Below are 13,252 nucleotides of genomic sequence, written 5' to 3' on the forward strand. Positions count from 1 at the left end.
AGCCTACGCGATGGAGCTTGCTTTTTCTTCTTCGGCGGAGGAGTTGCGCGCGGCGAGCCGATCGCGCATCGCGCGATGGCTCTCGCGCGTGATTGGATAGCGCGAGAAAACCAGCGCACTGAGCAAGTAGAGCGACGCGGGACCGAGCGCAAACAGCGTGCGCAGATCCTCCCCCGCTTGCTCCGTGATCCCGCCAACACCGGGCTTGTAACCGACCCAGCTCAGAACCGGGCCGACCAGCAGCAGCGAAACCGCAAGCGCCATCTTTATCGACATCGAGGTGATTCCGCCGTACGCGCCCTCCTGGCGCTGGCCGGTACGCTCCTGGTCCCATTCGATCACGTCCGCCGACGCCGAAATTTGCGTGACCCAAATCCCGATCGCCGAGAATCCGCTGAACGCCATCAAAGAATAAAGCGCCCAGGTGTTTTGCCGGGTCATCAGCATCAGCAGCAGCGAGCCGATCGCGTTGCAGATCATCGCGACCACAAAAGCCGGCTTTTTTTCGAACCTGACCGTGATCCTGAACCAGAACGGGTACGAGACCGCCGATCCGACGAAGTACGCCATCAGCCATCGTGCCGCCGCGTTCTCGTCGTGATACCAGTACGTGGCCAAAAAACGCATCAGGACGGTCGGAATGTTGATGGCCATCACGGCCAGCGTGGTGGCGATCAGCAGAATGACAAACGGCCGATTGCCTGCGACCGATTTGAGCGACGCGAACAGCCTGGAACGCTCGTGCGTTGAAAATTCGGCGCGTTCGCGAAGACCCGCGTACGCGAGCATCGCGCCGCCGGCGACCACCAGACCGCAGACCGCGCCGGTGACTTTGAAATCGGTGCCGCGCGCGAACAGGTACGAAGCCGCAAATGGCAACAGCGCTCCGCTGATGTCGCCGACCGTGCCCAGCAGCTGGCGGAAGGTGGAGAGCTTGGTGCGCTCGTCGTAGTCGAGCGTGAGTTCCGGCATCAGCGCGCCAAACGCGGTTTCGTAAAACTTCCTCGACGTGAGCATCAGGAAGTAGAAGCCCAAAAACCATGCGAACAGGCCTGCGCCCAGCTGCGGCGGCGACAGCAGCAGGTAGTAGCAGACCGCCATTGGAATCGACGCGAAAAAAAACGGCCGTCGCCGTCCCGACTTGAAACGCGCACGATCGGAAATATTGCCGACCAACGGGTCGGTCAGCGCGTCGATCACGAGCGCAACGAAGAATGCAAGCCCGGCCAGCGATGGAGAGAGCCCCTTGCGATCGGTATAGAAATAGAGAAGGTGAAGCCCGAGCAGGGTCGCGCACAGGTTGAGGCCGGTCTGCGCCTGCGCGTAGATTAACAGGGGACGAAGGCCAATCTTCTCGCTCAAATCCCGGTTTGCCACAGGCCGCAGAGACTATCCGATAGATATGCCTACTTACAAAGCGATTGCGATTTCCGGTCCGACTCAACGATCGAGGTGGCGATGAGAATTCTCGATCGCGCACCGCTGCGTGGACGCCGACTGCTGCGGTGGCCTGTCGCACTGCTTTTGACGCTCGCGCTGGCGGTGCAGGGATGTTCGGTCGTCAAGTCGCTATGGAGTTCCGGCGACGACACCGACCTCGACGATGCGGCCAACGCCAACGAAGGCGAACCGCTGCCGCCTCCCGTCGCCAATGTCGCGATCAGCTACCGGCGGCCCGGCGATGCGCTCGCACGCGCGACCGTAATCAAGTTCTTCGGCGCCGAAGTGATCGCAAACCATCAGCGTGACGCGTCGCATACCGAGTCGGTGGTGCGATTCGACGGCGGCGTTCCGATCTGGGAGTTCAAAGCCGACGAAGGCACATTTGGTTCGATCACCGGCGTCGGCGCGGCCAAGTACACGCTCAAGAGTATCGAGTACGCGAAAATGCCCGCGCACTTCACGCAGATAATTCCCGAAGAAGGACCGCCAGAGCCGCTCGATCGCGGCGCTTACTACGTCTTTCAGATCGAGCGTCAGTCGGGCTCGACCAGTTACCAGACGGTCAAGGTGCTCGCCGATGGGTCGCTTCAGGCCTACAACGCTCAACCCCGGGCGGGCAGCAGTTACATGCTGTGCTGCAACGTCACGTCGGATTTCCCCGAGCCGGTGATTCTGCCCGAGACGACTCAAGACACCGGAACCGAGAACGCGCCGTCCGGCGAATCTCCCGATCAATCTGGTGCTTCTGCGAGCGGCACGCCATAGCGCCTTTATCGGTAGTGTCTCAGTTTGATGTTTTCACATGACTGACGCGTTGCGCTTCCGCGAGAAGGGCGTACCTTACGATTGTTGAGATGTCGGGCGGCGCCGCGATTCAGCTCTGCTCACTTCCCTCTGAAGAAAGTAATTGAGCACCGTCCGGAGAACGACGATGGCCGCCAATTGGCCAATGTCATTCCAGGTGGGCGTTACGGCGGTTCTCAAGATATCTGCGGCAAGTTCAAATTCGATAGCCAGCGTTAACCAGCGTCCGAGGCTCAGTCGAATAATTTCTACTTCGTCACCCAATGGGGTTTTGCGCGGAATAAACAGGGGACACGACCGTAACGTGGCTTGGATGGCTGCAACGCCGACAATGATTGCAGCAGCGAACTCGATGCCGCCTGCAAGAAAGACTGTTAGCTGCTTGAGTGCAGTGACCATCTTAGTCGATCCTAACTACACCGTTCTGTCTCTTGCTTTGCCTTTTGGTTAGCTCCCCGCTCATCTACGACCCCAACCATATCCTCGAGCGACCACAGTCGGTCGGTGACGCCAGCTTCCATCGCAGGCGTAACTTTCAACGTCTTGTGAATGCGCACGAAGTTGTACCACGTCGCGTAGAGCGCAACCATGTGGCAGTGATTCTCAAACTTTTTGGAAAAGGCGTTCGTCATCCGGGTGAATCTGCGCATGTGCATCCGGATTTCAAACTGAGACACTACCCCTTTATCGCACTTTTTCGGACCTCGGCCGCCTGATTAGACTCCCCGCTGATTTCGTTATTCTGTAATGAATTGCCTTAGTTTCTTGCTTCAAGGGCCTTTTCATATATGAATCTATCTTCAGTAATGAACCTATAATCGTGATTGACTCACGATTCATTTTCGACTAAAAGTCGCCTTAGTGGGTCAAGCAAGTCGAGAATTCAGCGATGCTCCGAATCGATTCGATCGGCGCCGTGAGAAGACGCGTGTCGATCTGATTGCGGCGGCCGAACGCGTCATCTCGACCAAGGGGTACCATCAGACGCGAATCGCCGACATCGCGACCGAAGCCGACGTCGGCCTGGGCACCTTCTACCTGCACTTCAGGACCAAGAACGAAATCTTTATCGAGCTGATCGAGCATGGCGCGGCTGAATTGCGGCGCGAACTCGCCGAGGCGAAGGCGGGCGTCCATACGCCGGCCGAGAAGCTCAAAATCACGATCGATACGATTCTCGACGCAGCGGCCCAGGCGCCGGAACTGTTTCGGATAGTGTTCGGCCATGGTCCTGCGTTTCTGGATCTGATGGTCCGCGTCCACGAGGTATTCATCGACGACCTGCGCGACGACCTCGCTCCCGCGGTCGGCGAGCGCGCCGATGCGATTGCGCATCTCACGATCGGGATGTTGTCGCAGGCGATTTCATGGCTGCTCGCCAGCGGCGATCTTTCCCACGCGGAACTGAAAAACGTCACCGTAAATTTTGCCCTGGGCGGACTCGAGCGCGCGGCACGGCTCGGCGCCCCTTGAATCTGGAGGATTCTCACAATGGCTCAAGAGCGCACCGTTATTAACACACCACTGGAAAGCATTTTCCACTGGGACTACAGCGTGAAGTTCCCGCAGATGGACCGGCTGTACGAGAACGCCAAACGCGATCAGTGGAACGTCTCGACGACAATCAACTGGGACCGCCCGATCGAGAAGGAAGTTCTGGACATGACCATGATGCCGATGTTCCAGACCGAGCTCTATCGATCGCTCAGCGAGGAGAACAAGCACCAGCTCGGCCGCAAGTTCGCCGCGTGGCGGCTCTCGCAATTCCTGCACGGCGAGCAGGGCGCGCTGATGGTCTGCGGACAGTTGGTTGACGCGGTGCCGGACCTCGACGCCAAAATGAATGCGGCCGCTCAGGTCTTCGACGAAGCGCGTCACGTGGAGGGCTTCCGCAAGTACATCACCAAGCTCGACCGCATCTACCCGATCGATCCCACCCTCGAGCGGCTGCTGCGCGCAGTCCTGGAGCACGATCGATGGGAGCCGAAGTACGTCGGAATGCAAATCGTCGCCGAGGGACTGGCGATAGCGGCGTTCCGTTTCATGCAGCGCGAGACCAAGGACGAGCTGCTCAAGGAACTGCTCGAGTACATCATGAAGGACGAGGCGCGCCACATCGGCTTCGGGATGCTCGCGCTGCGCGACGCCGTCACCAAGCTCAAGGGCAAGGACAAGAAGGACCTCGAGGACTTCGCCTTCACCGCCTGCGACATGATGGTGACCAAGGTCGTTGACGGCAAACCAAAGGACGGCTTCCTGTCGGGCGCGGAAGTGTTCGCGGAAGTTGGCATCTCAATCAAGGACATCGAGGACGAGATGCACCGCGATCCGGTGTGGGCGGCGGCGGAGAACGACATGGAAAAGCAGTTCAACTCGTTCCTGTTCGTCGATACGATCATCCCATGCCTGCGGCAAATCGATCTGATCAACGATCGCACCGAGTCGTGGTATCAGCAGCTCGGCGTGATGCAGATGGCGTCGGCCGCATAGTCGCAACTGCCACAAACGCAATCACGAAGGGCCGGTCATCCTCGACCGGCCCTTCTTTTTCTGAACCTGCTGAGATGCTGATGCGCTACTTGCGAAACTTCGCCAGCGCCGGGCCGGAGAGCGAATAGTTGGGTTCGCCGAATTCCTCGTCAATGCCGCCGGTCAACTCGAAGCCGAGGCTCTTGTACAGCGCCGCGGCGTCGGTATTGGCGCGAAAGCAGGTTAGTTGCACGGCGCGGCATCGCGGATAGCGCGCGGCGATCATCCTGATCGTCTCCGCCACTGCCGCGCGTCCGTAGCCTTTACCCTGATGCTCCGCAACGATCATGATGTCGTCGATCCAATAATCGTCGGCACTGGCCGGGTCGCATACGGTCGTCGAGTATCCGACCACCTCGCCTGCGGCCACAATGAGATGCGGCAGATGCTCGAATCGGTCGCCGAACAGAGACACGTAGCATCGCGCAAGCGTCCATCGCGGGGGCGTGACGAAACGGGTCTGCTCGGGCCGAAGCTGCATCGTGAACAGCTTGCGGTAATTGCGACGATCGACCGGCTCGAGAACGACTTCGAGATCGGTCGGCTTCATGATTGCATTTGCACGAAGATGTCGCGGGCGTGCTCGTCGCTGATGCGCTTGACGGAGGTAATTCGATCCACAAATTGCGCCAGCGACGAAATCTCGGCCGATCCCACGTCAACCAGCACCGCAAAGATCGAAAAATCCAATTCGTCCTTGCGCTCGCGTAGCCGCGCCAGCCAATCCGGACTGACCTGCGATTCACCGTCGGTGATAATCACAATGTCGCCGCGCTTGAGTTTCCTTTCGCCGAGCAGTTCGACCGCCGCGTCGATTGGAGCCTCGAAGTCGGTGCCGCCGCCGGGGAAGTATTCGGCCATCTGGACGATTTTGGCCAAATCGGGCTGGTAGCGCCGCTCGCGATTCAGGTCGAGGATCTTGAGGCTCACGTCGCCCGAGGAAAACATGACGGCGCGGAACAGCCGGCGCTGGCGCCGCGCGATATCCATCAGCGTCAGCGCTACGGCCTTGGACCACATCTCCTTGTCGCCCTCCATCGAGGAGCTCACGTCGATGCACACGACCATCGGGCCCCTGCCCTTCTGCTCGTCGTCGCGCAGCCGGTACTGAAGGACGGCGCCTTCGAGTACGCGGCGATGGAAATCGCGCTTGAGCACAGGATGATGCATCGCGAGCAGCTCGGCGGGAATCAGGCGTCCGAGCTCGGAGCCGAGCTCGATGTCGTAGGCTTCGGCGACGCCGCGCTCGAGCGTTTTGCGCTTCAGCGCGCGCGCGTCCTGCTTGAACCGCCCGACCATCCGCGCCAGCTCGCCGAGTTTCTTGTTTCGCGCCAGACGCCGCCCGAGCTCGAGGCGGGCACCGGCCGCTACGCGTCCGCCTTGGCCGAATTCGCGGCTGAAGTCGTGACTGTCCTCGGCGGCTTGATCGATTTCTCGGGCCAGCTCGGCGGTCTTGAGCTGCATGCGCTTGAGCGCGCTCTGGTCCGCGCCTTTTAGTTGAGTTTCGAACTGCCGCGACTTCTGATTGAGACGCGCCTCGGAAACCTTGGCCGCGCGTTCGGCCGCATCGGCCATCTCCGCGAGCTCCTTTTTGGTTTTCGTTGCCCGCTCTTTTTTTTCTTCGCCGGGAGCGGATTCGTTTTCGTTGTCTTTCGATTCCTGGATTTCGCTGACGGCCTTCACCGCCTCGGCACGCGCTTCGAGATCCTGTTCCTGGCGCGCGAGATCCCACAGATCGAGCATCTCGCCGCGATTGACGAGCTTCTCGGATTTCATCATCTCCAGCGCATGCTCGCTCATCACTATCGCGGCGATCGCGGCCTTGTCTTCTTCGAGTGCGGTGCGCGATCGCAGCGCCTGGAACGGCGCCGACGGAACGATTTGCTCGAGGATGGTGCGGTTGAGCGCGGCCGCGTGGCGCACGTCGCCGGATTTGCGGAAGACCGGATTCATCTTGAACAACGCGAAAAAGAGGTCCTGCATCAGTGCGCCGAAATGAGGAACCAGCCGCTCGCCGGATTCAGCGAGATCGGCGATCGAGGGCGCGTCGGCGACGATTTCATTCCACGTGCGCCGGTCGTAGCTGTCACTCTCGAACCACGACGCATTGGTGGGCACAACCGGGACATATCGGCGTCGCGGCTGGATGATTTTGGCTTTGCGCGCCATCGGGATCGATCCTACGTCACTGAAAACCGGCTCGCCACGGCTGAAATCGCTGCCATTGCGTCACGATGGTGCTTGAATGTATCGCTGGATGCGTAACACAATTGAAACAAGCGCTGCGCCGCGGATACTAGGGCCCGGTGAAAAAGTGAGCTTCGCGCGCCAGCGCCAATGAGATGACTCAGGAATCTTCAAACAACGCTCTCTCGAACCGGCAGCACGCGTTGATCCTCGCGGCGGTGCAGGAGTTCATCTCGACTGCCGAGCCTGTCGGTTCGGCGCAGATCGTCGCGCACCATCAGCTGGGCGTGCGCGCCGCGATGGTGCGCAATATGATGGCCGAGCTGGAAGACGGCGGTTACCTGCGTCAGCCGCACACGTCGGCGGGCAGGGTCCCGACCGAGAAGGCGTTTCGCTATTACGTCGATCATCTCGCCGCGGCGACGAGAATCGGCTTCGAGGATCGCGCGCAGATTGAGCTCCATTATTCGACCGCCGTGCGCAACTTGGGCGAAGTCCTGCGCGACACACCGCGGCTGCTCTCCATCCTGACGGGACAGGCGGCGCTGGCGATGGCGCCGCGGCTGGAGGCCTCGATTCTCGAGCGCGTCAACTTCGTGCGCCTGCGCGACAAACAAGTGCTGGCCGTTTTCGTCGCCGCCAAAGGCGCGATGCAGAACCGGATTGTCGATACCGAGCGCGACCATTCGCCGGACGAACTCGATCGCATGGCGCGCTACCTCAACGAGTCGCTCGAAGGACGCACGCTCGACGAGGCGCGCAGGTGGATCGAGGCGCAACTGCGCCAGGAGCGGGCCAGCTACGATCGCTTCATGCACGACGCGCTCGCACTCGGCGAGGCGATCGCGGACTACGTCGGGCGTCCGGAGCTTTACGTCGAGGGCAGCCTGCAGGCGCTGGAGCAGCCGGAGTTCTCGGATCGCGACAAGATGCGCGAGCTGTTGCGCGCGCTCGACGATAAAACCGCGCTACTCGAATTGCTCGAGCGCAGCCTGACCCACGCCGGGCTGACGGTGTCGATCGGGTCGGAGAACTACGACCCGCGCCTGTCGTCGTTGAGCGTGGTTGCGGCATCGTACGCCAGTGGTTCGAGCGCGCTGGGCAGCCTGGCGATCGTAGGTCCGGTGCGAATGGACTACGACCGGGTGATACCGCTGGTCGAGTACACTGCGCGTGCATTGTCGCGCTTGATGGAGTACTGAGTTCCCCCTCTTCGCCCGCTCCCCTCATTCCTCTGAGTTTGTAGAGACCGCGCCGACCCAAAAATTGGCGAAAATCCAACGATTCCGCACTTGCCGGCACTGGCACGAGCGTAAATCATGCTTACGTTTAGGTTTGGTCAAATGAACAAGCGACACAAGCAACCGCAGGACGGAAATCCCGCCATGGACGCGGGGTTCGATCAGGCGGAGGTCGGCGCCGAATCAGTGCACGGCGAGGGCAGTCACGCCCCGGCGGGGATCGAAAGCGACCTGGATTCCTTACGTGCGCAGATCGCCGAAAAAGACAAGGAAATAGCCGAGCTGAAGGACAAATATCTTCGCACGCTCGCCGATTCTGAAAATGGGCGCAAGCGAATCCGCCAGCAGAGCGAGGAGTCGATCCGCATCCAGCGCGAGGCCATCCTCCGCGACCTGCTGCCGATCATCGACAACCTCGAGCGCGCGCTCGCGGCCGCCCGCGATGGCAATGACGCCAGGACGATCGTAGATGGCGTCGAGATGACGGTGCGGGCGCTGATCGATTTCCTGCGTGCGCACGGTGTGACACCGCTGCAGTCGGTCGGCCAGGCGTTCGATCCCAATCGGCATGAAGCGGTCGATCACGTGGCATCGCAGGTGTATCCGCCGAACACCGTCGTCGATGAATTCCATCGCGGCTATCTGATCGGTGACCGAACCTTGCGTCCGGCCCGCGTGTCGGTTGCGAAGGAGACCGGGACCGATTCTGGAAAGCGAAACGGAGGCGAAAGCGATGTCTCCGACATTGAAAATGACTGAAGCATGATTATCTCAATATCAGAGGATCTTTAGGAAAATGGCAAAAGTAATAGGTATCGACCTGGGCACGACGAATAGCTGCGTCGCGATCATGGAGGGTGGTGACCCCGTAGTTATCGCCAACTCCGAAGGCAGTCGTACGACGCCGTCCGTCGTCGCATTTACAGAAGCAGGCGAGCGGCTGGTTGGCCAGATCGCCAAGCGCCAGTCGATCACCAATCCAACCAATACGGTATCTGCGATCAAACGCCTGATGGGCCGGCGTTTCGATGACGCCGAAGTTCAGAAGGCGCTCAAGGTGCTGCCATACAAGGTCGTGAAGAACGAGGATGGCGCGGCGTGGGTCGAAATCCGTGGCAAGAAATATAGCCCGTCGGAAATTTCGGCGTTCGTCCTGCAGAAGATGAAACAGACGGCCGAGGATTATCTTGGCGAGAAAGTAACCGAGGCCGTTATCACCGTGCCCGCATACTTCAACGACGGCCAGCGCCAGGCCACCAAGGATGCGGGCCGCATCGCGGGCCTGAACGTGCTGCGGATTATCAACGAGCCGACGGCCGCGTCGCTGGCCTACGGTCTCGACAAGAAAAAGGACGAAAAGATCGCCGTGTTCGATCTCGGCGGCGGCACGTTCGATGTTTCAATTCTCGAACTGGGTGAAGGAGTGTTCGAGGTCAAGGCGACCAACGGCGACACCTTCCTGGGCGGCGAAGATTTCGATCAGCGGGTGATCGACTACCTGGCCGACGAGTTCCGCAAGGACCAGGGATTCGATCTGCGCAAAGATCGGATGGCGTTGCAGCGGCTCAAGGAAGCCGCCGAAAAAGCCAAGACCGAGCTGTCCACCGTGACGGAGACCGACATCAACCTGCCCTTTATCACTGCGGATCAGTCGGGACCCAAGCATCTCAATATCAAGCTGTCTCGCGCCAAGCTCGAGGCGTTGTGCGCAGACCTGCTCGACAGGCTCGACGCGCCATGCGTGACCGCGCTTCGCGATGCCGGCCTCAAGGCGAGCGAAGTCAACGAGATCGTGCTCGTCGGCGGCATGACCCGGATGCCCGCGGTGCAGGAGCGCGTGAAGCGCCTGTTCGGCAAAGAAGGGCATAAGGGCGTCAATCCCGACGAGGTGGTCGCGATCGGCGCCGCAATTCAGGCGGGCGTGCTCAAGGGCGAAGTGAAAGACGTCCTGCTGCTCGACGTGACTCCTCTGTCACTCGGAATCGAAACACTCGGCGGCGTGTTCACCAAGCTTATCGAGAAGAACACGACCATCCCCACGCGCAAGAGCCAGGTGTTCTCGACCGCGCAGGACAATCAGACCGCCGTAACGATTCGCGTCTTCCAGGGCGAGCGCGAGATGGCGTCGGACAACAAGCTGCTCGGCCAGTTCGACTTGATCGGAATCCCACCTGCCCCGCGCGGGCTGCCGCAGGTCGAGGTCACGTTCGACATCGATGCGAACGGAATCGTGAACGTGCATGCCAAGGACCTCGGCACCAACAAGGAGCAGTCGATCAAGATAACCGCGTCGTCCGGACTCAACGAGGAAGAGATCAAGAAGATGGTGCGCGAGGCCGAGGCCCATGCCGCCGAGGACCATGCTCGCCGTCAGCAGGCCGAGGCGCGCAATAAGCTCGACAACCTGATCTATACGACTGAGAAGACGCTCAAAGAGCATGGCGCCGAGGTTGACGAGGCGGGACGCAAGCAGGTCGAGGACGCGCTCGCGGAAGCCAGGACCAAGCTCGAGTCCAAGGACGCCGACGAGATTAACCGCGCGGCCGAGGCGCTCGCCAACGCGTCGCACAAACTGGCGGAGGCGATGTACAGCAAGACTCGCCAGGCAGGGGCTGGAGCGCAAGCCGGCGCCGGCCCACAGGATGGCGCCAGCGGGAAAACCGGCCCTCAGAGCGGAAATGGCGAAAGCGGCGCGAAAGAAGACGTAGTCGATGCGGACTATAAAGAAGTCAAGGATCAGTAGCGACAGGCGGGGCCGCGCAAGTGGCCCCGCTCGTATGGAACCGACAATGGCGTCGCCTCGGATGTTCGCATAGAATCTTTGCGCGATGCCGCCAGCACATAAACGCGACTATTACGAAATCCTCGGTGTCAATCGCGGCGCCGGCGAAGACGAACTGAAAAAAGCCTACCGTCGTCTCGCCATTCAGTTTCATCCCGATCGCAATCCCGGCAACAAAGAAGCCGAGGAGCGATTCAAGGAACTCAACGAGGCTTACCAGGTCCTTTCCGATCCCGAGCGGCGCGCGGAGTATGACCGCTTCGGTCACGCCGCCTTCCAAGGTCCGCAGGGTCCGGGCGGATTCGGCGGTTTCGACTTCAGCCAGGGCTTCGAGGAAGTTTTCTCCGACATCTTTGGCGATTTTTTCGGCACCGGCCGCGGACGCTCGCGTTCGCGCACCCGGCGCGGCGACGACCTGCGCTACGATCTCGAAGTCGAGTTCGAAGAAGCCGCGCGCGGGATCGAAAAAGTCGTGAAGTTCCAGCGCCTGACTCAATGCGAAGCCTGCAACGGCACGCGCGCCCGCGGCGGCTCCAGCGGCGCAAGCCAGTGCCCCAATTGCCGCGGCAGCGGCCAGGTCCGCACGCAGCAGGGATTCTTTTCCATCTCGACCACCTGCGGGCAATGCCGCGGCGAGGGCATGATCATCTCCGACCCGTGCCCCAAGTGCCAGGGACAGGGGCGAATCCGCAAGCACGAATCGCTCGCGGTGAAAATTCCGCCGGGCGTGGACAACGGCTCGCGGCTCAAGCTGCGCGGCGAGGGCGAGGCCGGCTACGGCGGCGGACCGCAAGGCGATCTCTACGTCGTCATTCACGTCAAAGAGCACCCGATGTTCGTGCGCCAGGACAACGACGTGATAATCGAGGCGCCGATCAGCTTCCCGCAGGCGGCGGTCGGCACCGAGATCGAAGTGCCGACGCTCGAAGGCAAAGTGAAGCTCAAGATTCCGCCCGCCACGCAATCGGGAAAAATCCTGCGCCTCAAGGGCAAGGGCATCGTCGACCTTCATGGCTACGGCCGCGGCGATCAGCTCATCAAGATAATCGTCGAAACGCCGCGCAGCCTGACCCCGCGCCAGCGTGAACTACTCGAGGAATTCGCCAAGCTCGACGGCAAGGCGGTCAATCATCCGCTCTCCAAGGGCTTCGTGGACAAGCTCAAGGAGATGTTCGGCTAGCCGGCCGCCTCTCGCCAGCAACTCATTCGCGCGACGCGCTGCTCAGCGCGGGACGTGCACCAGTTCCAGCTTCAGACCGTCGGGATCGGTGAAAAACACCGCATAGTATCCGGGCAGATAGTCGTACTCTTTTGGCGGATCGGTGACCTTGCCGACACCTCCGTGTAATTAACTTTGTGTCCGGCCCAACTCGTTGAACAAAGCCGCGCGCATCACGCCGGCCGGCGGCGCGACGCGATTGAACAACCTGAACGCGAGTTCACCCTGGTTCACCAGCATCCCGGCGCCATCTGCCGCGCGCCGGCCGGCGGCAATTGCAGGCTTCAGGAACGGGGTCGGCTCCCGCGAATAGATCAGATCGTAGAACAGACAATCGTCGGGGGTTGAACTGTAGTCCAGACGCGCGAATCGCCCCACTGTCAGACCCATCGATGTCGCATTGACGATCAATCGCGCGTCGGCGAGCAGCTTCGAGTCCATGAGCGCGTCCAGGCCGCGAGGCTCACCCGCCGCGCGCACCACGCCCTTCGCCGAAAAGCGGCGGGTGAGCGCCACGGCGCGAGCGGGCGTGCGATTGGCGATCACGACCCGATTCGCGCCCAGCCGGAAGCACGCGAGGACCGATGACGCCGCACCGCCGCCCGCGCCGATCACGATCGCAAGCCGCCCGCGCAATTCGCATCCGAGATCGCGCAAGTCGCGCTCCAGCCCGCGCGCATCGGTGTTGTCGCCGCGGAGCGCGCCACGCCGATTCACAACGCAATTGACCGCGCCGAGCATGCGCGCCTCTCCACTGAGGTCCTTGATGAGCCGGGCTGCAGCTTCCTTGTGCGGCACGGTCAGATTTACGCCGATGATTCCGAGCGGATGAATCGCGCGAAGGGCCGCGGCAAGATTCTCGGAAGTGACTCGAAACGCCGCGTACGTTCGGTTCATGCCGAGCGCCGCGTAGGCGGCGTTGTGCATCGCAGGCGATTTGGAATGTCCGACGGGATCGCCAAAAATCGCCGCGATCGCGGTGTCGGCATTGATTGCTGAAGACCTCATGGGCTGCCCGGCCAGATCCGTTCGATCGGATCATCAGTA

General features: G+C 61.0%; 12 protein-coding genes and 2 pseudogenes. 7 read left to right on the forward strand and 7 right to left on the reverse strand.

The genetic code is table 11. The annotated features are described in order from the left end of the window. Positions 1-3: 3 nt before the first annotated feature. Entirely contained in the window at positions 4-1,377 is a 1,374-nt protein-coding gene (locus tag ABR989_RS08165) for an MFS transporter (protein ID WP_428127432.1), read from the reverse strand. 81 nt (positions 1,378-1,458) lie between these two features. Here ABR989_RS08165 and ABR989_RS08170 point away from each other — a divergent pair, with 81 nt between their 5' ends. Beyond that, on the forward strand, positions 1,459-2,208 hold the full coding sequence (locus tag ABR989_RS08170; protein WP_428127434.1) for a hypothetical protein: 750 nt from the start codon (positions 1,459-1,461) through the stop codon (positions 2,206-2,208). A gap of 75 nt (positions 2,209-2,283) precedes the next feature. Here the strand turns inward: ABR989_RS08170 and ABR989_RS08175 are convergent, their stop codons facing one another. Both ABR989_RS08175 and ABR989_RS08180 read right to left on the reverse strand, forming a co-directional pair. Further along, positions 2,284-2,646 (reverse strand): DUF1622 domain-containing protein, encoded by a 363-nt coding sequence (locus tag ABR989_RS08175; RefSeq protein ID WP_428127435.1) that lies wholly within the window; start codon positions 2,644-2,646, stop codon positions 2,284-2,286. An 11-nt stretch (positions 2,647-2,657) separates the two neighbouring features. Continuing rightward, positions 2,658-2,909: pseudogene (locus ABR989_RS08180) on the reverse strand (IS1 family transposase); the annotation flags it as partial. 199 nt (positions 2,910-3,108) lie between these two features. On the opposite strand from ABR989_RS08180, the gene ABR989_RS08185 reads away from it, so the two are divergent. Both ABR989_RS08185 and ABR989_RS08190 read left to right on the forward strand, forming a co-directional pair. Continuing rightward, complete coding sequence (locus tag ABR989_RS08185) at positions 3,109-3,720, forward strand: TetR/AcrR family transcriptional regulator (RefSeq protein WP_428127437.1); 612 nt, start codon at positions 3,109-3,111, stop codon at positions 3,718-3,720. Positions 3,721-3,738: 18 nt separating this feature from the next. Beyond that, complete coding sequence (locus tag ABR989_RS08190) at positions 3,739-4,737, forward strand: ferritin-like domain-containing protein (protein ID WP_428127439.1); 999 nt, start codon at positions 3,739-3,741, stop codon at positions 4,735-4,737. Between the two features lie 85 nt (positions 4,738-4,822). On the opposite strand, the gene ABR989_RS08195 is transcribed toward ABR989_RS08190, so the two are convergent. Then, on the reverse strand, positions 4,823-5,326 hold the full coding sequence (locus ABR989_RS08195; protein ID WP_428127441.1) for a GNAT family N-acetyltransferase: 504 nt from the start codon (positions 5,324-5,326) through the stop codon (positions 4,823-4,825). Next, positions 5,323-6,945, reverse strand: coding sequence for a vWA domain-containing protein (locus ABR989_RS08200; RefSeq protein ID WP_428127443.1), 1,623 nt, complete (start codon positions 6,943-6,945; stop codon positions 5,323-5,325). Before ABR989_RS08200 ends, ABR989_RS08195 begins: the two co-directional genes overlap by 4 nt. A 173-nt stretch (positions 6,946-7,118) precedes the next feature. Here ABR989_RS08200 and hrcA point away from each other — a divergent pair, with 173 nt between their 5' ends. From hrcA to dnaJ, 4 genes are all read left to right on the forward strand, one after another. Further along, a complete protein-coding gene (hrcA, locus tag ABR989_RS08205) occupies positions 7,119-8,165 on the forward strand; it encodes a heat-inducible transcriptional repressor HrcA (protein WP_428127445.1) in 1,047 nt (348 codons plus the stop codon). A gap of 141 nt (positions 8,166-8,306) precedes the next feature. Next, on the forward strand, positions 8,307-8,963 hold the full coding sequence (gene grpE / locus ABR989_RS08210) for a nucleotide exchange factor GrpE (RefSeq protein ID WP_428127446.1): 657 nt from the start codon (positions 8,307-8,309) through the stop codon (positions 8,961-8,963). A 37-nt stretch (positions 8,964-9,000) separates the two neighbouring features. Next, entirely contained in the window at positions 9,001-10,947 is a 1,947-nt protein-coding gene (dnaK, locus tag ABR989_RS08215) for a molecular chaperone DnaK (RefSeq protein ID WP_428127448.1), read from the forward strand. 85 nt (positions 10,948-11,032) lie between these two features. Continuing rightward, positions 11,033-12,166: a molecular chaperone DnaJ gene (gene dnaJ, locus ABR989_RS08220; protein ID WP_428127450.1), complete on the forward strand. Its 1,134-nt coding sequence runs from the start codon at positions 11,033-11,035 to the stop codon at positions 12,164-12,166. A gap of 42 nt (positions 12,167-12,208) precedes the next feature. Here the strand turns inward: dnaJ and ABR989_RS08225 are convergent. Together ABR989_RS08225 and aroE are read right to left on the reverse strand one after the other, a co-directional pair. Continuing rightward, a pseudogene (locus tag ABR989_RS08225) lies at positions 12,209-12,313 on the reverse strand (VOC family protein); the annotation flags it as partial. A 21-nt stretch (positions 12,314-12,334) separates the two neighbouring features. Beyond that, positions 12,335-13,213 carry a shikimate dehydrogenase gene (gene aroE, locus ABR989_RS08230; protein WP_428127452.1) on the reverse strand — a complete coding sequence of 293 codons (879 nt, stop codon included), beginning with the start codon at positions 13,211-13,213 and terminating at the stop codon, positions 12,335-12,337. Positions 13,214-13,252: the final 39 nt, after the last annotated feature.

Origin of the sequence: Binatus soli (SeqCode) (assembly GCF_050015535.1) — a bacterium.
Taxonomy (GTDB): Bacteria; Desulfobacterota; Binatia; order Binatales; family Binataceae; genus Binatus; species Binatus soli.